Origin of the sequence: Streptomyces lateritius, from assembly GCF_014649715.1 — a bacterium.
In the GTDB taxonomy this organism is placed as follows: domain Bacteria; phylum Actinomycetota; class Actinomycetes; order Streptomycetales; family Streptomycetaceae; genus Streptomyces; species Streptomyces lateritius.
The window spans coordinates 290664-309142 of record NZ_BMTO01000001.1; the positions used below are offsets into that span (position 1 = coordinate 290664).

Sequence of the window (18479 nt, forward strand, 5' to 3'; positions counted from 1 at the left end):
CGGCTGCTGGAGATCCACCGTCCGCGTCACCTCCACGGCAATGGCGATGCACGCCCGGCCGGGGTCGCTGGGCCGCTCCGTCACCCGCACGGTGACCTTGCCGGGACTCTCCTGGGCCGTCGCCGTGTACTCGCTGCACACCCCGCCCCAGAAGGTGACCGACAGCTTCGTACCGGTGCCGTCGATCCGGTACGACTCGACGCGCCGCACGGGCTCGGTGCCCTCGTCCGGGGCCGGTGTCGGGGTCGGCGTGGGGGCCGGCTTCGCGGGGGGCGCCAGATGCTCCGGGGCCACCGCCGTCCGGACGACCGTGGACTGCTGCGCGCCCGTCTCGGCCTCCACCGTGAAGAGCCAGGACGGTACGAGCGCCCGCTCGCCGTCCACGAACTGCGCGGCGAGGCCGAACACCGCGCCCGTGACCGCCAGCTCCTTCGGCTGTGCGTCCGGCTTGCACGTCGTCGCCGGGGGCGCGGGGGCGTCCGCCGCCGGCGGGTCGGTGGCGCAGCCCCCGATGCCGATCGTGCCCGGGCCGTCGGCCGCCTTGTTCAGCTCCTCCAGAGCCTTCTCCGCGCCGACCACCGGATATTCGGCGCCCTTCGCCGCCTCCTTCAACTGCCCGCTCCCCGCGACCAGCTCACCGCCCGACCCGACGTGTATCCCGGTCGACCAGCCGTACGTCGGAAGCCCGCCCACGACCGGGTCGGCGTTGACCACCCGTACCGTGCCGCCCATCACCTGGCTCGCGTCGAGCTTCGCGTCGTCCTGGCCGATCGCCTTCAGAACGGGCGCCGCGGCGGCCCGCGCCGCCGCCTCGCTCACCGCCCCGCCGCGCGGGGGCTTCGGCTCACCCGGGGGCGGGCACGCCCTGCCCTTGAGGCAGGTGTCTCCGGCCGGCCCTCCGTCGTACCGCGAGAACGTCCAGCTGCCCGGTGCCTCGGCCGACACGTCGAGCCGCAGACCCGAGGCGTCCTTCTCCGGCGCGATCTTCCAGACGTCGCCCTCCAGCCTCGGCGCGCCCGCGATGCCGAGGGCCTTCGCCAGCCGGCTGACCTCGGCCGCCGTGACCCGGCCCTCGGGCCGGTGGACCGGGGCCGACGCGGGCCCGTCGGGCAAAGGGCCCTCGGCCTTGTAGACGACGTCGCCGCCCGGGTCGGGTTCGCCCGGGGCGATGCCGGGTCCGCCGTCCCCGCCGGCCTTCGCGTCCAGGCGCAGCGGCGGGGGCGCGGCGGCGCCGCCCGTCCCGCCGCCGTCCGCCGTGGCCGCCAGATACACACCGCCGCCACCGGCCAGCAGGACGCCCGCCGCCACCGATGCGACCAGCACCGGACCGCGCCTGTGTCGCCGGCTCTCCGAACCGCTCACCGCATCGCTCCTTCAGACGTGGGGGAGATCCCCCAGCGGGAAGTCACCGATGGGACGGAACAGGTGAGCGGGCGGTTCCCCTTCCGTCCTCAGGCGCCGTACTCGGGGGTGGCGTCGATCAGCCGTGCCGAGGCGGGCGGCACGACGACGCCGTGGATCAGGGCGGGGGAGACCGGAGCGGCCGCGGCGGTCGCGGGGACCACCCAGTGCGGTGCCATCCGCGCGCTGTCGCCGCGCAGCTGGGCCAGGCTGAGCTCGGACTCCTGGTGCTCACGAGGAGCGGGGTACGTGGACATAGGCGCACCGTACGCACGGCACGGCACCGGGGAAAAGACCTACTCTGGGGTAGTTTCCACTGGTCGGCAGGACGCCCCCCACCCGGTAGCGTGAACTGTCAACCCCTTTCCGTACCCGCAGGAGCACCCAGCCGTGCGTATCGCAGTCACCGGCTCCATCGCCACCGACCACCTCATGACCTTCCCCGGCCGGTTCGCGGACCAGCTCGTCGCGGACCAGCTCCACACGGTCTCCCTCTCCTTCCTCGTCGACAACCTCGACATCCGGCGGGGAGGCGTCGGCCCGAACATCTGCTTCGGTATGGGCCAGCTCGGCGGCAACCCGATCCTCGTGGGAGCGGCCGGCTACGACTTCGACGAGTACCGCGCCTGGCTCGACCGCCATGGCGTCGACACCGGTTCGGTCCGGATCTCCGAGGTCCTCCACACCGCCCGCTTCGTCTGCACCACGGACAAGGACCACAACCAGATCGGCTCCTTCTACACGGGCGCGATGAGCGAGGCCCGGCAGATTGAGCTCAAGTCGGTCGCCGACCGCGTGGGCGGTCTCGACCTGGTGCTGATCGGCGCCGACGACCCCGAGGCGATGCTGCGCCACACCGAGGAGTGCAAGACGCGGGGGATCCCCTTCGCCGCGGACTTCTCGCAGCAGATCGCGCGGATGGACGGCAACGAGATCCGCACCCTCCTGGACGGCGCGACCTACCTCTTCTCCAACGAGTACGAGAAGGGTCTCATCGAGTCCAAGACGGGCTGGACCGACGCGGAGATCCTCGCCAGGGTCGGCCACCGGGTCACCACGCTCGGCTCGCGCGGTGTCCGCATCGAGTGCGCGGGCGAGCCGGCGATCGAGGTCGGCTGCCCGGAGGAGGAGGCGAAGGTCGACCCGACCGGCGTGGGTGACGCCTTCCGTGCCGGCTTCCTCACGGGCCTGTCCTGGGGCGTCGGCCTGGAGCGCGCGGCCCAGGTCGGCTGCATGCTCGCGACGCTGGTGATCGAGACCCTCGGTACCCAGGAGTACACCCTGGCCCGCGCCCACTTCATGGAGCGCTTCACCAAGGCCTACGGCGACGACGCCGCGACCGAGGTCCAGGTCCACCTGCCCTGACCCGCGCGGGGGCTCAGCCCCACCCCCGGGGGTCCGCACCGGCGGGCCCCCGGGTCGGCCGGCTTCGGCCCGGCGCGGCCGTCCACCGGCCCGCCACCGCCGCGCGCGAGCCGGCCTCCGCCGGGCCTCCGCCCCGGCGGCTGCGGCCCGTCCACCGGCCCGCCACCGCCGCGCGGGGAGCCCGGCCTCCGGCAGGGGCCCCCGGGGCCGCCGGCCTCCGGCAGGGGCCCGGCCCCCTCCTGCCCCCGCCCGTCGGGCCGGCTCCCTCGCGGCGCCGGGACGGTGTGCTGAACGGGTGCCCGGGCCCGGGGGGGGCTACGCCAGGCGGCGCACCACGTACGCCGTGCCGCCCTTCGGGGAGGGCTCCTCGCCCACGTACTCCTGGCCGCGCATCTCGCACCAGGCCGGGATGTCCAGCCGGGCCGCCTCGTCGTCGGCGAGAACCGTGACCGTGCCGCCCAGCGGGACCTCGCCGATCACCTTGGCCAGTTCGATGACCGGGATCGGGCAGCGCCTGCCCAGGGCGTCCACCACGAGCGAGCCCGAGCCGGCCGCCGCCCCGGTCGCCGGCTCGGGCGCGCCGAGCCGCTCCCGCACTCCCGCCACCACCCCCGGCAGCACGTCGAGGAAGCGCTCGACGTCCCCCTCCGGTGTTCCCGCCGGCAGGGACACCCGGACGTTCCCCTCGCTCAGCACCCCCATCGCCCGCAGCACATGGCTGGGCGTCAGCGTCGAACTCGTACACGAAGAACCGGACGAAACGGAGAAACCCTCCCGGTCCAGCTCGTGCAGCAGCGTCTCCCCGTCGACATAGAGACAGGAGAAGGTGACGAGATGGGGGAGACGGCGCACCGGATCGCCCACCACCTCCACATCCGGCACCAGTTCCGGAACCCGGCCCCTGATCCGGTCCACCAGGGCCCGCAGCCGCGCCCCCTCGGCCTCGGCCCCCGCGCGCACCGCCCGCAGCGACGCCGCCGCGGCCACGATCGCCGGAAGATTCTCGAAACCGGCCGCCCGCCCCGACTCCCGCTCGTCGGCCGGGCCTTGGGGCGCGAACCGCACACCCTTCCGTACGGCCAGCAGCCCGACCCCCGCCGGGCCGCCCCACTTGTGCGCGCTCGCCGCGAGCAGCGACCAGCCGCCCTCGACCGGCCCCCATCCCAGCGACTGCGCCGCGTCCACCAGGAGGGGCACCCCCGCCGCCCGGCACGCCTCCGCGACCTCCGCCACCGGCTGCACCGTCCCCACCTCGTGGTTGGCGGACTGCAGGCACGCCAGTGCGGTCCCCTCGTCCAGCGCCGCGGCGAAGGCCGCCGTCTCCACCGCGCCCGACCGGCCCACCGGCACCTCGGTCAGTGATCCGCCCGCCGCCACGTGCGCCTCGGCCGCGTGCAGGACGGAAGAGTGTTCGACCGCCGACACCACGAGCCGGGCCCCGACACGCCGACGGCCGGCGAGCGCTCCGGAAATTCCCGAGTGAACCGCGCGCGTCCCCGAAGGAGTGAACACCAGCTCGTCGGGACGACAGCCCACCGCCTCCGCCGCGGCCTCCCGCGCCGCGTCCAGGAGCAGCCGGGCGCGCCGACCCTCGCGGTAGAGCCGGGCCGGGTCGGCCCACCCCTCGTCAAGGGAGGCGAGCAGCGCCTGGCGGGCCACGGGGTGCAGCGGGGCGGAGGAAGCGGCGTCGAAGTAGGGCACACCGCCACGGTAGGGCCTCCCGCCCCGCCACCCCGTAAGCCCCCGTCATATGGCCGTCCCGCGCCGTCCGTCGCCCGCGCGCCGGCGCCCCGCCGGCCTTCCGACGACGCCCCCGGACCTGCCGGCGGAATGATCACGTCCACCCCTTCGGGGTGTCGGACGGCGCGTTGGGCACCCTCCCCGCGCGACCCCAAATAGCGTCCAGTAGGGTTTGGTCCGCATAAACATCCAAACCCCTGCCCGCGGCCGGGGCGGCGACCGACCAGCGAGACGGCCGTAGCCGACCAGCGCGGGCCGAGACTCTCGGGAAGGCGCTACGTGAGTCCCAACGGCTCCGACCGCTCGTCGCGGCGCCCGATGCGGCGGAAGCTGCCGCAGGTGCTGACTGCGGGCCTGATCCTGGCGACAGCCACTGGCTGCTCGTACAACTGGGAAGACTTCCCCCGCCTTGGTATGCCCACCCCGGTAACGGAAGAGGCGCCTCGGATCCTCTCCCTCTGGCAGGGCTCGTGGGCGGCTGCGCTCGCCACGGGCGTCCTTGTCTGGGGTCTGATCCTGTGGTCCGTCATCTTCCACCGGCGCAGCCGCACCAAGGTCGAGGTACCTCCGCAGACGCGGTACAACATGCCCATCGAGGCGCTGTACACGGTCACCCCGCTCATCATCGTCTCCGTGCTCTTCTACTTCACGGCACGCGACGAGTCGAAGCTCCTCCAGCTCACCCCGAAGCCGACCCACACCATCAACGTGGTCGGCTACCAGTGGAGCTGGGGCTTCAACTACATCGAGGACGTGCCGGGTGTCACCGGCGACGCCAAGACGGACAAGAACCTGGAGGGCGTGCCCGACAGGTACAAGAACCAGTTCCCGGCCAACGCCGGCGGCGTCTACGACGCCGGCATCCCGGGGGACCGGAACCCGCAGAACGGCAACCCGGGCCCGACCCTGTGGCTGCCCAAGGGCGAGAAGGTCCGGTTCGTCCTGACCTCCCGTGACGTCATCCACTCCTTCTGGGTGGTCCCCTTCCTGATGAAGCAGGACGTCATTCCGGGCCACCCGAACGCCTTCGAGGTGACCCCGACGCGTGAGGGCACCTTCATGGGCAAGTGTGCCGAGCTGTGCGGTGTCGACCACTCTCGGATGCTCTTCAACGTCAAGGTGGTCTCCCCGGAGCGCTACCAGCAGCACCTGAAGGAGCTGGCGGAGAAGGGGCAGACCGGCTACATCCCGTCGGGCATCGAGCAGACGGCCCCGGCCAGGAACGCGGAGAAGAAGCAACTGTGAGCATCCTCAACGAACCCCAGGGTGCGGCCGCGGCTGAGGACTCGTACGAGAACGAGGTCCCGGTACGCCGCAAGCAGCCCGGCAATGTCGTGGTCAAGTGGCTCACCACCACCGACCACAAGACGATCGGCACCCTCTACCTGGTCACGTCGTTCATCTTCTTCTGCGTCGGCGGACTCATGGCGCTCTTCATGCGCGCCGAGCTGGCCCGTCCGGGTACGCAGATCATGTCGAACGAGCAGTTCAACCAGGCGTTCACGATGCACGGCACGATCATGCTGCTGATGTTCGCGACGCCGCTGTTCGCCGGATTCGCGAACTGGATCATGCCGCTGCAGATCGGCGCGCCCGACGTGGCGTTCCCGCGGCTGAACATGTTCGCGTACTGGCTGTACCTCTTCGGCTCGCTCATCGCCGTGGCCGGCTTCCTCACCCCGCAGGGTGCGGCCGACTTCGGCTGGTTCGCCTACGCCCCGCTGTCGGACGCCGTCCGCTCGCCGGGTGTCGGCGCCGACATGTGGATCATGGGTCTGGCCTTCTCCGGCTTCGGCACGATCCTCGGTTCGGTCAACTTCATCACCACGATCATCTGCATGCGCGCTCCGGGCATGACGATGTTCCGGATGCCGATCTTCACCTGGAACGTGCTGCTGACCGGTGTACTGGTCCTGCTCGCCTTCCCGGTGCTGGCGGCGGCGCTGTTCGCCCTGGAGGCGGACCGCAAGTTCGGGGCCCACATCTTCGACGCCGCCAACGGCGGCTCGCTGCTGTGGCAGCACCTCTTCTGGTTCTTCGGACACCCCGAGGTGTACATCATCGCCCTGCCGTTCTTCGGCATCGTCTCCGAAGTGATCCCGGTCTTCAGCCGCAAGCCGATGTTCGGCTACATCGGTCTGGTGGCCGCGACCATCGCGATCGCCGGACTCTCGGTGACCGTGTGGGCCCACCACATGTACGTCACCGGTGGTGTGCTGCTGCCGTTCTTCTCCTTCATGACGTTCCTCATCGCCGTACCGACGGGCGTGAAGTTCTTCAACTGGATCGGAACGATGTGGAAGGGCTCGTTGTCCTTCGAGACACCGATGCTCTGGACGATCGGCTTCCTGGTCACCTTCACCTTCGGTGGTCTGACCGGCGTCATCCTGGCCTCGCCGCCGATGGACTTCCACGTCTCCGACTCGTACTTCGTCGTCGCGCACTTCCACTACGTCGTCTTCGGCACCGTGGTCTTCGCGATGTTCGCCGGCTTCCACTTCTGGTGGCCGAAGTTCACCGGCAAGATGCTGGACGAGCGGCTCGGCAAGATGACGTTCTGGACGCTGTTCATCGGCTTCCACGGCACGTTCCTGGTGCAGCACTGGCTGGGTGCCGAGGGCATGCCGCGTCGGTACGCGGACTACCTCGACGCCGACGGCTTCACCGCGCTGAACACGATCTCGACGATCTCCTCGTTCCTGCTCGGTCTGTCGATCCTGCCGTTCTTCTACAACGTGTGGAAGACCGCCAAGTACGGCAAGAAGATCGAGGTCGACGACCCGTGGGGCTACGGCCGTTCGCTGGAGTGGGCCACCTCCTGCCCGCCCCCGCGGCACAACTTCCTCACCCTGCCGCGGATCCGTTCCGAATCCCCGGCGTTCGACCTGCACCACCCTGAGATCGCGGCGATCGACCAGCTCGAGAACAAGCCGCACGAGGCCGCGGCTCTCACTGGCGGCAAGGAGGCCGGCAAGTGAAGATCCAGGGCAAGATGTTCATCTGGCTGAGCGTCTTCATCCTCGCCATGGCCGTCCTGTACGGCGTGTGGTCGAAGGAGCCGGTCGGCACCACGGCGCTCTTCCTGGCCTTCGGCCTGGCCATCATGATCGGCTACTACCTGGCCTTCACGGCCCGGCGTGTCGACGCGATGGCACAGGACGACAAGGAGGCCGACGTCGCGGACGAGGCCGGTGAAGTGGGCTTCTTCGCCCCGCACAGCTGGCAGCCGCTCTCGCTCGGCATCGGCGGCGCGCTCGCCTTCCTCGCCGTCGCGATGGGCTGGTGGCTGCTGTACTTCTCGGCTCCGCTGATCCTGGTCGGCCTGTTCGGCTGGGTGTTCGAGTTCTACCGCGGCGAGAACCAGAACCAGTAGCGGTACCCGCAGGACCCCGAGGGGCCCGGACACTTCGTCACGGAGTGGCCGGGCCCCTCTTTTGCAGCACTCGGCGCGCTGGCTCGGGGGAATGTTCTTACGGTGATCTCATGAACGACACGCCGCGCATTCGGACTGTTGTGAGCTGCACCTTCCTGGCCGTCACCGTCACCGCCGGCGCCACCGCCTGCGCGGGCTCCGAGGACCACCACCCGCTGTCGACCCGGCCGTACGACGCCGCGCGGCAGGTCACCTTCAGCGCCCCGGCGGACGGCCGGAAGGCCGACCCGGACAAGGCGCTGGAGATCACGGCCAAGGGCAGCGACGGCCGCATCACCGATGTGACGGCCGTCGACGCCGCCGGGCACCACCTGGCGGGCGAACTCGCCGCCGACGGGCAGCGCTGGCGCTCCACGGGCTCGCTGACGGCCGGAGCCCGCTACACCGTCAAGGTCGCCACCGAGGACGCGGACGGCGCTCCAGGCACCCGTACGTTCACCTTCGAGACGGCCCCGGCGAAACGGTCCCTGACGGTGGAGTTCGGCCCGGAGGCGGGCAAATACGGCGTCGGACAGCCGATCACGGCCGACCTCAGCCTCCCCGTCAAGGACAGGAAGTCCAGGGCGGTCGTCGAAAGGGCCCTGAAGGTGCGCTCCACGCCTTCGGTGGAGGGCTCCTGGCACTGGGTGGACGACGAGAAGCTGCACTACCGCCCGAAGGAGTACTGGCCGGCCGGCGCGGTGATCTCCGCCACCGCCAACCTGGCCGGCGTGAAGGTGGGCGACAAGCTCTACGGCGGCGAGTCCGAGCCGCTGAAGCTCACGATCGGCGACCGGATCGAGGCGGTCGCGGACGCCGGCTCGCACTACATGACCGTGCGGCGCAACGGAGAAGTGATCAACACCATTCCGGTGACCACCGGCAAGCCGGGCTTCTCCACCCGTAACGGCATCAAGGTGGTGCTCGGCAAGGAGTACTTCGTACGGATGCGCGGTACCAGCGTCGGCATCGCGGCGGGCAGCTCCGAGTCGTACGACCTGCCCGTCTACTACGCGACCCGGGTCACCTGGAGCGGTGAGTACGTCCATGCCGCGCCCTGGTCCGTCGGCTCGCACGGAGTCGCCAACGTCAGCCACGGCTGTGTCGGCATGTCGACGGGGAACGCGGCCTGGTTCTACGAGACCGTCCGGCCCGGCGACATCGTGAAGACGATCAACAGCTACGGCGACACGATGGACACCTTCGGCAACGGCTTCGGCGACTGGAACCTGCCCTGGGACAAGTGGCGCAAGGGCAGCGCCCTGGTCGAACCGGCCCAGAGCGCCGCCAACCCGCCCGATCCCACCCGTCTGAGGCCGTCGATCTAGACATCAGCCGTTCGGGTGTCGGCCGTTCAGACGTCGATGCAGAGGCGCGTACGCAGCAGGGACGCCAGGGACGCCGCGAAATCCACCGGTTCGACCGGGAGGGTCACCGCGGCGTCCGCGCGGCTCCAGGTGGCCAGCCAGGCGTCCTGCGGACGGCCGATCAGGAGCAGCACCGGCGGGCAGCGGAAGACTTCGTCCTTGATCTGGCGGCAGACGCCCATCCCGCCCGCCGGCACGGCCTCGCCGTCCAGGACGCAGACGTCGACACCGCCCTCCTCCAGGCGCTTCAGCACCGCGGGGAGCGTCGCGCACTCGACGAACTCGACCGGGGGAACGTCGGCCGCGGGCCTGCGTCCCGCAGCCAGCCGCACCTGTTCCCGCGTGTTCGCGTCGTCGCTGTAGACCAGGACCGTGGCGCTCGACTGCATCGTTCCTCCGTGAAGGTCATCAACCGATGCGCCGGATGCTACTCCGTCCCCCACCGCGTCAACACCGGTCGGACACCGCCGGGGAAGCCGTTTCGATGGGCCGTTCGGGCTGGACACAGGCCCCGGACACTCCGAACGGCACCCCCCGGAGTGAGGGCGGGATAAGCGACCGACATAATGTCGGTCGTGGCGACAGTAACGACAGTAGAAACCGGGCACGCGCACCCGTCGGTCAATCGACCGAACCTCACCAGCGTCGGAACCATCATCTGGTTGAGTTCCGAGCTGATGTTCTTCGCGGCCCTCTTCGCGATGTACTTCACCCTGCGATCGGTGACGGGTGCCGAGTTCTGGACGGAAAAGGCCTCGGCCTTGAACTTCCCGTTCTCGGCGACCAACACCACGATCCTGGTGCTCTCCTCCCTCACCTGCCAGCTCGGCGTCTTCGCCGCCGAGCGGGGTGATGTGAAGAAGCTCCGGACGTGGTTCATCATCACGTTCGTGATGGGTGCGATCTTCATCGGCGGCCAGGTCTTCGAGTACACCGAGCTGGTCAAGCACGAGGGCCTCTCGCTCTCGTCGGACCCGTACGGCTCCGTGTTCTACCTGACCACCGGCTTCCACGGCCTGCACGTGACGGGCGGTCTCATCGCCTTCCTGCTGGTCCTGGGCCGGACGTACGCCGCCAAGAGATTCACTCACGAGCAGGCAACCGCCGCCATCGTCGTGTCCTACTACTGGCACTTCGTCGATGTCGTCTGGATCGGCCTCTTCGCCACGATCTACATGATCAAGTAATCGGGGCGCCATCCTGGCGAACTGAGACATCCAGCAAGCATCGACGCAGAAGATCCTGACACCGGGGTAATCCGTGAAAAAGCTCTCCGCACGACGACGCCATCCGCTGGCGGCGGTCGTCGTCCTCCTTCTCGCGCTGGCGGCCACTGGGGGGCTGTACGCCGCCTTCGCGCCCGCGGGCACGGCGAAGGCCGATGAAACCGCCCAGTCCCTCGCCATCGAGGAGGGCCAGAAGCTCTACTCCGTCGGCTGCGCCAGCTGCCACGGAACCGGCGGTCAGGGCACCTCTGACGGCCCCTCCCTGGTCGGCGTCGGCTCTGCCGCCGTGGACTTCCAGGTCGGCACGGGCCGCATGCCGGCCCAGCAGCCGGGCGCCCAGGTGCCGAAGAAGAAGGTCGTCTACTCGCAGGCTGAGATCGATCAGCTCGCGGCGTACGTCGCCTCCCTCGGCGCCGGCCCGATCACGCCGAAGTCCAGCCAGTACAGCGTCGAAGGCGCCAACATCGGCCGCGGCGGTGAACTGTTCCGTAACAACTGCGCCCAGTGCCACAACTTCACCGGTGAGGGCGGCGCGCTGACGCACGGCAAGTACGCCCCGAGCCTCGAAGGCGTGAGCCCGAAGCACCTGTACGAGGCCATGCAGACCGGCCCGCAGAACATGCCCTCCTTCCCGGACTCGACGATGCCGGAGAAGGAGAAGAAGGACATCATCGCGTACGTCCAGGCCGTCAACAGCGACAAGACCGACAACCCCGGCGGCCTCTCGCTCGGTGGCCTCGGCCCCGTCAGCGAGGGTCTGTTCGGCTGGATCTTCGGTCTGGGCTCGCTGATCGCAGTTGCCGTCTGGGTCGCGGCCCACACCGCTAAGGCCAAGAAGTCATGAGTAGCCAAGAGATTCCAGAAGAGAACCTGCCCTCCGCGCAGGACACCGCGCACGGCGCGGTGAAGGTCGCGGTCGCGGACGACCCGTTCGCCGACCCGGGCCTTCCGCCCCACAAGCCGCGCATCCAGGACATCGACGAGCGGGCCGCCCGGCGGTCCGAGCGTGCGGTCGCCTTCATGTTCACGCTGTCGATGCTGGCCACTGTCGGCTTCATCGCCTCGTACGTGATCTTCCCGGTCGACAAGATCGTGTACATCTGGCCGTTCGGCCGGGTGAGCGCGCTCAACTTCGCCCTGGGTCTGACCCTCGGTGCCGCGCTCTTCTTCATCGGCGCGGGCGCGGTCCACTGGGCCCGCACCCTGATGTCCGACGTCGAGATCGCGGACGAGCGTCACCCGATCCAGGCCTCCCCGGAGACCAAGGCGAAGGTCATGTCGGACTTCGCGGCCGGTGCGGCCGAGTCCGGGATGGGCCGGCGCAAGCTGATCCGCAACACGATGTTCGGCGCGCTGTCGCTCGTACCGCTCTCCGGCCTGGTGCTGCTGCGCGACATGGGTCCGCTGCCCGAGAAGAAGCTCCGCACCACGATGTGGGCCAAGGGGCTGCAGCTGATCAACATGAACACGCACGAGCCGCTGCGTCCCGAGGACGTCGCGGTCGGTTCGCTGACCTTCGCGATGCCCGAGGGCCTCTCGGAGCACGACCACAACTTCCAGGTCGAGATCGCCAAGGCTGCCCTGATGATCGTCCGCATCCAGCCGGAGGACATCAAGGACAAGCGCGAGCTCGAGTGGTCGCACGACGGCATCGTCGCCTTCTCGAAGATCTGCACCCACGTGGGCTGCCCGATCTCCCTGTACGAGCAGCAGACGCACCACGTGCTCTGCCCGTGCCACCAGTCCACCTTCGACCTCTCCGACGGCGCCCGCGTCATCTTCGGCCCGGCCGGTCACGCCCTCCCGCAGCTGCGGATCGGCGTGAACGACAAGGGCTTCCTCGAGGCGCTCGGCGACTTCGACGAGCCCGTCGGCCCTGCCTTCTGGGAGCGCGGATGAGCACTGTGACCAACACGCAGAAGAAGGCGCCCGCCGGTGAGCGGGTTGCCGACTGGGCCGACGGCCGCCTGGGGATCTACTCCCTGGCCAAGGCCAACATGCGGAAGATCTTCCCGGACCACTGGTCCTTCATGCTGGGCGAGATCTGCCTCTACAGCTTCATCATCATCATCCTCACGGGTGTGTACCTGACGATGTTCTTCCACCCGTCGATGAACGAGGTGGAGTACCACGGCAGCTACGTCCCGCTGCAGGGCCAGCTGATGTCCGAGGCGTTCAACTCGACCATGCGCATCTCCTTCGATGTGCGCGGTGGCCTGCTGATCCGGCAGATCCACCACTGGGCGGCGCTGATCTTCATCGCCGGCATGTTCGTGCACATGATGCGCGTCTTCTTCACCGGCGCGTTCCGCAAGCCGCGTGAGATCAACTGGCTGTTCGGCTTCCTGCTGTTCTTCCTGGGCATGTTCACCGGCTTCACCGGTTACTCGCTCCCGGACGACCTGCTCTCCGGCACCGGTGTCCGCTTCATGCAGGGCGCGATCCTGTCCGTGCCGGTCATCGGCACGTACCTGTCGATGTTCCTGTTCGGCGGGGAGTTCCCCGGCGGCGACTTCGTGGCCCGGTTCTACTCGGCGCACGTGCTGCTGCTGCCCGGCATCATGCTCGGCCTCGTGGTCGCGCACCTGATCCTGGTCTTCTACCACAAGCACACGCAGTTCGAGGGCCCCGGCCGTACGAACAACAACGTCGTGGGCATGCCGCTGCTGCCGGTCTACATGGCCAAGGCCGGAGGCTTCTTCTTCCTGGTCTTCGGTGTCATCGCGGTCATCTCGGCGATCGCCTCGATCAACCCGATCTGGGCGCTCGGCCCGTACCGCCCGGACCAGGTGTCCACCGGCGCCCAGCCCGACTGGTACATGGGCTTCGCCGAGGGTCTGATCCGTGTGATGCCGGGCTGGGAGATCAACCTCTGGGGCCACACGCTCGTCCTGGGCGTGATGATCCCGCTGGCGATCTTCCCGCTGGTCCTCGCGGCGATCGCGGTCTACCCCTTCATCGAGTCGTGGATCACCGGCGACAAGCGCGAGCACCACATCGCGCAGCGCCCGCGCAACGCTCCGACGCGCACCGCCTTCGGTGTCGCCTGGATCACCGCGTACATGATCATGCTCGTGGGTGGTGGAAACGACATCTTCGCGACCCACTTCCACCTGTCGATCAACTCGATCACGTGGTTCGTCCGGATCGCCTTCTTCGTCGGCCCGGTCATCGCGTTCATCGTCACCAAGCGGATCTGCCTCGGCCTCCAGCGCCGCGACAAGGACAAGGTGCTGCACGGACGCGAGTCCGGCATCATCAAGCGCCTGCCGCACGGTGAGTTCGTCGAGATCCACGAGCCGCTCAGCCAGGGCCAGCTGTACAAGCTCACGGCGCACGAGCAGCACAAGCCGGCCGAGCTCGGTCCGACGGTGGACGAGAACGGCGTCGAGCGGAAGATCGGCCGCATGGAGAAGCTCCGGGTCAAGCTCAGCCGGAGCTACTACGGCGAGGACAGCCAGATCGCCAAGCCCACCGCCGAGGAGTACAAGGAGATCACCAGCGGCCACGGCCACCACTGATCGCCTGTACCACCTGACCTGAAGGTCGCCACAGCAAGAGCCCCGTCCATTCGATGGACGGGGCTCTTTGCCGTCTCCGCGGATCGATAGGGTGGGCGTGTATTCGTCTCGTTACGGCAATGACCAGGAGCTGCCATGAGCGCTGTGACCCCCGCTGGTGGGGGCACCCCCAGCGAAGCGAGGGGGAGAACGACCCCGGCGGGCCGCTCCTGGCCGGCCGTCCTGGACGGGCTCCTCACCGGCCGCGACCAGAGCGCCGAGGACACCGCCTGGGCCATGGACCGGATCCTGCGCGGCGAGGCAACCGACGCTCAGATCGCCGGCTTCGCGGTCGCGCTGCGCGCCAAGGGCGAGACCGTCGAGGAGATCTCCGGCCTCGTCCGGACCATGTACGAGCACGCCAACCTCATCGAGGTCCCCGGCCCGTCCGTGGACATCGTCGGCACGGGCGGCGACGGCGCCAAGACGGTCAACATCTCCACCATGTCGGCGATCGTGGTGGCCGGCACCGGCGCCAAGGTCGTCAAGCACGGCAACCGGGCCGCGTCCAGCGCGAGCGGCGCCTCCGACGTCCTGGAGAAGCTCGGCGTCAACCTGGAGCTGACCCCGCGCCGGGTGGCCGAGGTCGCCGAGGAGGCCGGCATCACCTTCTGCTTCGCGGTGAAGTTCCACCCGGCGCTGCGCCACGTGGCCGCCGCCCGCAAGGAACTGGGCATCCGGACCACCTTCAACTTCCTCGGCCCGCTCACCAACCCGGCCCGCGTCATGGCGCAGGCGACCGGTGTCGCCGACGCCCGGATGGCCCCCATCATGGCCGGGGTCCTCGCCGAGCGGGGCTCGTCCGCGCTCGTCTTCCGCGGCGACGACGGCCTGGACGAGCTGACCACCACGGCCACCTCGCGGGTGTGGGTGGTACGGGACGGGGCGGTGCGGGAGGAGAGCTTCGACCCGCGGGACGTGGGCATCGAGATCGTCCCCGTGGAGGCACTGCGCGGCGCCGACGCCTCGTACAACGCCGATGTGGCCCGCAGGCTGCTGGCGGGCGAGACCGGTCCCGTACGGGACGCGGTGCTGCTCAACTCGGCGGCGGCGCTCGCGGCGCTCGAACCGGGGGAGGGCACCCTGGTGGAGCAACTGCGCGCGGGCATCGCGAAGGCGGCGGAGTCGATCGACTCGGGCGCCGCCCGCAAGGCACTTGAGCGCTGGATCGCCGCCAGCAACGCGTAGGCGTGTCCGCGCGGCCCCGTTCCGGAATACGGAACGGGGTTGCGCGGGGACGATCAGCTGACATACGTTCTGTGCCAGGTCATGAGTGACAGCTACGAAGCCCCGGCTTGCTGTCCGGCAACCCTCCGTCCGTGGCGGGGTGCCCCGGGTGAAGACCAGGCCGTAGGCAGCGAGGTCTACGGCAAGCGCGGACCCCTCGAAACCTTGGGGTCCTGGTCCTCAGGGAGCCTCTTGTGAGCAAGCGAATGCGATAGGGCTTTCTCGCCCCTTCTTCGCACACCCCTTTTTCTCCTCCCCAGCGCTGCCGCGTATCCGCCGGCGCGGGAATTCGCCTGCCATGTACGGGAGTTCGCCATGTCTGTCTCCACCGCTGCCGCCGGCCAGTCGGTTTGTTCGCCGCTGCCCGTTCTCGGCCGGGATGTCACTGTTCCGCTCGTCACCGGTGGCGAGGTCACCTACGCCGCGCTCGACTACGCCGCCAGCGCGCCGGCCCTGCAGCGGGTGTGGGACGACGTCGCCGCGTACGCGCCGTACTACGGCAGCGTCCACCGCGGCGCCGGATACCTCTCGCAGCTCTCCACCGACCTCTTCGAGAACAGCCGCGTCACCGTCGCCGAGTTCCTCGACTGCCGCCCCGAGGACCAGGTCGTCTTCACCCGCTCCACCACCGACTCGCTCAACCTGCTCGCCGCCGCGCTCCCCGCCGACTGCCAGGTCTTCGTCTTCGAGACCGAGCACCACGCCTCGCTGCTGCCCTGGAAGGACGCGCGGGTCACCTACCTCAACGCTCCGCGCACCCCCGCCCAGGCGGTCGAGACCCTGGAGCGCGCGCTCGCCGACCGCGATCCCCACGGCCCTGCCCTCGTCTGCGTCACCGGAGCCTCCAATGTCACCGGTGAGCTGTGGCCGGTGAGGGAACTCGCCGCCGCCGCGCACGCCCACGGTGCCCGGATCGTCCTCGACGCCGCCCAGTTCGCCCCCCACCACCCGCTCTCCGTAAGGGAGTTGGAGGTGGACTGGGTCGCCTTCTCCGGGCACAAGCTGTACGCCCCGTTCGGTTCGGGCGTCCTCGCGGGACGCGCCGACTGGCTCCAGGACGCCGAGCCGTACCTGGCCGGCGGCGGCGCCTCCAAGAAGGTCGCCCGCCGCGCCGACGGGGGAGTCGACGTCGAGTGGCACACCACCGCCGCCCGCCACGAGGCCGGCTCCCCGAACGTCATCGGCGTCTACTCCATCGCCTCCGCCTGCAAGGCGCTCACCGAGGCGGGGTTCGACGCCCTCGTGGAGCGCGAGCGGCACCTGATCGCGACCATGCGCGAGGGTCTGGCCGAGGTCCCCGAGGTCAAGGTGCTGTCGCTCTTCGGTGACGACGCCCCCCGCGTCGGCGTCATCTCGTTCGTCGTAGAGGGCTGGAACAGCTCCCACTTCGCCGCCGCGCTCTCGGCCGAGTACGGCATCGGTGTCCGGGACGGTCTCTTCTGCGCCCACCCGCTGGTCCGCACGCTCCTCGGCAGCGACCCGCAGCAGATCGGCGAGTGCGGCGCCCCGGAGGCGGAGCCGGGCGAGAAGTCGCTCAACGCCATCCGGGTGAGCTTCGGCGCCGGTACGCCGGACGAGCACGTGGAGCGTTTCGTACGGGCGGTGAAGGAGCTGGTCCGCGACGGTGCGCAGTGGAAGTACCGCACCGAGGACGGCCGCTGTGTCCCCGACCGCGGCTGAGCGTCCCTCGTACGGGTGAAGGGGGCCTCCGGCGGGAGGCCCCCTTCGTCATGTCGTCATGTCCGCCCGGCGCCGCGGGCTAGGACTCCAGGCCGATCGCGAAGGCGGCTTCCAGGTCGTGCTGGGAGTACGTACGGAACGCGACGTGCGTGTCCGTCGCCTCGACGCCGGGGATCTTGCTGATCCGGCCGGGGATCACGTCGGCCAGGTCGTCGTGCTTGGGCACCCGGACCATCGCGATCAGGTCGTACGTACCGGTGACCGAGAAGACCTCGCTGACGCTGTCGAGCGCGGCGATCGACTCCGCGATCTCGGGGATGCGGTCCACGCTGGTCTTGATGAGCACGATCGCGGTGATCACGGCTGGCTTTCTCCCTCGGTCGCCGCGGCTTGGGCCTTCACCTTATCCCCCTGGTGGTACCGGCCCCAGGCGTAGAGGAAGCCGACGGCGAAGCCCACCACGTGCGCCAGGTAGGCGACCCCCGGCCCGGGCCCCGCCGAGCGGGCCGCCAGCCACTGCAGCACGAACCAGAAGAGGAGCACGATCCAGGCGGGGAAGCGCAAGGGAAGGAAGAAGAGGAACGGGAACAGGCTGGTCACCCGGGAGCGGGGGAAGAGGTACAGGAACGCCCCGAGGACCCCCGAGATCGCGCCCGAGGCCCCTACCAGTGTCTGCTCGCTGCCCGCGTGGACCGCCGCGTAGCCGAGCAGGGCCAGGTAGCCGCAGCCCAGATAGAAGAGGGCGAACCCGACCGCCCCCATGCGCTCCTCGGCCATCGCCCCGAAGACGTAGAGGAACAGCATGTTGCCGAGCAGGTGCAGCCAGCTGCCGTGGACGAACAGCGCGGTCAGCGGGGTGAGCAGGGCGCGCGGGTCGCCGTTCATCAGCTCGGCGGGCACGACCCCCCAGCGATGGAAGTACTCGCTCTGTGACGCGAGGGCCGCGTCCCCCGTCCCGTACCCCGGATGGAGACCGGACACCGGCCCGATCATGAACACGACGCAGCACACGGCGATCAGGCCGTAGGTCACCGTGGGCCCGCTCCGGGCGCCGTGCCACGCCCCCAGGGCCGTCTCCCGCCAGTCGATCATGGACAGATCATGGCGTAACGGTGCCGAACTGGACAGAGTGCCTCGCCGTGACATCGGGTACCCGCGAGGCCGTAGGGTTACGGGCAGTACCTCCGCAGTTCGACGGCGCACCGCGGCACCCGCACCCGCACCACGCACATGAAAGAGGACGGCACCGATGACGACGGTTCCCCTGCCGACCGCCGAGACCCGCTGGCGCTGCACGCTCTGCGGCAATCTGACCCGGTTCGACGTGACCCGCTCCTCCAAGGTCGTCGAGTACGTTCATCTGGACCTCGCGGGCGACCCGAAGGTCGAGGAGCGCGAGGTGGTCAGTGAGACCATCGAGTCGGTCCGCTGCCGCTGGTGCAACGCCGTGGATCAGATCGAGCTGGTGGACAGGCCGGGCACCGCTTCCTGAGGGAGCGGT

At 69.6% G+C, this 18479-nt stretch carries 18 protein-coding genes and 1 riboswitch; of the genes, 12 read left to right on the plus strand and 6 right to left on the minus strand.

Annotated features, from left to right (window positions below; genetic code table 11):
* Window positions 1-1323, minus strand: a 1323-nt coding sequence (locus IE136_RS01395) for a hypothetical protein (protein ID WP_189599194.1), incomplete at its 3' end; no start/stop codon positions are given.
* 128 nt (window positions 1324-1451) lie between these two features.
* Window positions 1452-1658 (minus strand): hypothetical protein, encoded by a 207-nt coding sequence (locus IE136_RS01400; protein ID WP_158986623.1) that lies wholly within the window; start codon window positions 1656-1658, stop codon window positions 1452-1454.
* Between the two features lie 133 nt (window positions 1659-1791).
* Here IE136_RS01400 and IE136_RS01405 point away from each other — a divergent pair, with 133 nt between their 5' ends.
* Complete coding sequence (locus tag IE136_RS01405) at window positions 1792-2766, plus strand: carbohydrate kinase family protein (RefSeq protein ID WP_158986621.1); 975 nt, start codon at window positions 1792-1794, stop codon at window positions 2764-2766.
* 315 nt (window positions 2767-3081) lie between these two features.
* Here the strand turns inward: IE136_RS01405 and IE136_RS01410 are convergent, their stop codons facing one another.
* The gene (locus tag IE136_RS01410; RefSeq protein ID WP_189599195.1) at window positions 3082-4467 is read right to left on the minus strand and encodes a cysteine desulfurase/sulfurtransferase TusA family protein; all 1386 of its coding nucleotides are present in this window, start codon (window positions 4465-4467) and stop codon (window positions 3082-3084) included.
* 318 nt (window positions 4468-4785) lie between these two features.
* Between IE136_RS01410 and ctaC the strand changes: the two genes are divergently transcribed.
* The 4 genes from ctaC (at window position 4786) to IE136_RS01430 (ending at window position 9246) form a co-directional block, all read left to right on the plus strand.
* On the plus strand, window positions 4786-5751 hold the full coding sequence (gene ctaC, locus IE136_RS01415; RefSeq protein ID WP_158986617.1) for an aa3-type cytochrome oxidase subunit II: 966 nt from the start codon (window positions 4786-4788) through the stop codon (window positions 5749-5751).
* On the plus strand, window positions 5748-7484 hold the full coding sequence (ctaD, locus tag IE136_RS01420) for an aa3-type cytochrome oxidase subunit I (protein WP_158986615.1): 1737 nt from the start codon (window positions 5748-5750) through the stop codon (window positions 7482-7484). The genes ctaC and ctaD overlap by 4 nt, the downstream gene beginning before the upstream one ends.
* Window positions 7481-7879: a cytochrome c oxidase subunit 4 gene (locus tag IE136_RS01425; RefSeq protein ID WP_158986613.1), complete on the plus strand. Its 399-nt coding sequence runs from the start codon at window positions 7481-7483 to the stop codon at window positions 7877-7879. Before ctaD ends, IE136_RS01425 begins: the two co-directional genes overlap by 4 nt.
* A 110-nt stretch (window positions 7880-7989) precedes the next feature.
* Window positions 7990-9246 carry a L,D-transpeptidase gene (locus IE136_RS01430; protein ID WP_158986611.1) on the plus strand — a complete coding sequence of 419 codons (1257 nt, stop codon included), beginning with the start codon at window positions 7990-7992 and terminating at the stop codon, window positions 9244-9246.
* 26 nt (window positions 9247-9272) lie between these two features.
* Here IE136_RS01430 and IE136_RS01435 read toward each other — a convergent pair whose 3' ends face one another.
* Complete coding sequence (locus IE136_RS01435) at window positions 9273-9674, minus strand: DNA-binding transcriptional response regulator (RefSeq protein ID WP_158986609.1); 402 nt, start codon at window positions 9672-9674, stop codon at window positions 9273-9275.
* Between the two features lie 177 nt (window positions 9675-9851).
* Between IE136_RS01435 and ctaE the strand changes: the two genes are divergently transcribed.
* The 6 genes from ctaE to IE136_RS01465 all read left to right on the plus strand — a co-directional run bounded on the left by ctaE (window position 9852) and on the right by IE136_RS01465 (window position 16978).
* Complete coding sequence (gene ctaE, locus IE136_RS01440) at window positions 9852-10472, plus strand: aa3-type cytochrome oxidase subunit III (RefSeq protein ID WP_158986607.1); 621 nt, start codon at window positions 9852-9854, stop codon at window positions 10470-10472.
* 73 nt (window positions 10473-10545) lie between these two features.
* Complete coding sequence (qcrC, locus tag IE136_RS01445) at window positions 10546-11355, plus strand: cytochrome bc1 complex diheme cytochrome c subunit (protein WP_158986605.1); 810 nt, start codon at window positions 10546-10548, stop codon at window positions 11353-11355.
* A complete protein-coding gene (gene qcrA / locus IE136_RS01450; protein WP_158986603.1) occupies window positions 11352-12410 on the plus strand; it encodes a cytochrome bc1 complex Rieske iron-sulfur subunit in 1059 nt (352 codons plus the stop codon). Before qcrC ends, qcrA begins: the two co-directional genes overlap by 4 nt.
* Entirely contained in the window at window positions 12407-14032 is a 1626-nt protein-coding gene (gene qcrB / locus IE136_RS01455) for a cytochrome bc1 complex cytochrome b subunit (protein ID WP_158986601.1), read from the plus strand. Before qcrA ends, qcrB begins: the two co-directional genes overlap by 4 nt.
* A 135-nt stretch (window positions 14033-14167) precedes the next feature.
* A complete protein-coding gene (gene trpD, locus IE136_RS01460; protein ID WP_158986599.1) occupies window positions 14168-15259 on the plus strand; it encodes an anthranilate phosphoribosyltransferase in 1092 nt (363 codons plus the stop codon).
* Window positions 15260-15336: 77 nt separating this feature from the next.
* A riboswitch (SAM riboswitch) is annotated at window positions 15337-15453 on the plus strand.
* A 160-nt stretch (window positions 15454-15613) separates the two neighbouring features.
* Window positions 15614-16978, plus strand: a complete 1365-nt coding sequence (locus IE136_RS01465; RefSeq protein WP_189599196.1) for an aminotransferase class V-fold PLP-dependent enzyme — start codon at window positions 15614-15616, stop codon at window positions 16976-16978.
* 79 nt (window positions 16979-17057) lie between these two features.
* On the opposite strand, the gene IE136_RS01470 is transcribed toward IE136_RS01465, so the two are convergent.
* Both IE136_RS01470 and IE136_RS01475 read right to left on the minus strand, forming a co-directional pair.
* Window positions 17058-17339, minus strand: coding sequence for an Lrp/AsnC family transcriptional regulator (locus IE136_RS01470; protein ID WP_158986597.1), 282 nt, complete (start codon window positions 17337-17339; stop codon window positions 17058-17060).
* Window positions 17336-18070: a rhomboid family intramembrane serine protease gene (locus IE136_RS01475; protein WP_158986595.1), complete on the minus strand. Its 735-nt coding sequence runs from the start codon at window positions 18068-18070 to the stop codon at window positions 17336-17338. The genes IE136_RS01470 and IE136_RS01475 overlap by 4 nt, the downstream gene beginning before the upstream one ends.
* 157 nt (window positions 18071-18227) lie before the next feature.
* Here IE136_RS01475 and IE136_RS01480 point away from each other — a divergent pair, with 157 nt between their 5' ends.
* On the plus strand, window positions 18228-18470 hold the full coding sequence (locus IE136_RS01480) for a hypothetical protein (RefSeq protein ID WP_158986593.1): 243 nt from the start codon (window positions 18228-18230) through the stop codon (window positions 18468-18470).
* Window positions 18471-18479 lie beyond the last annotated feature (9 nt).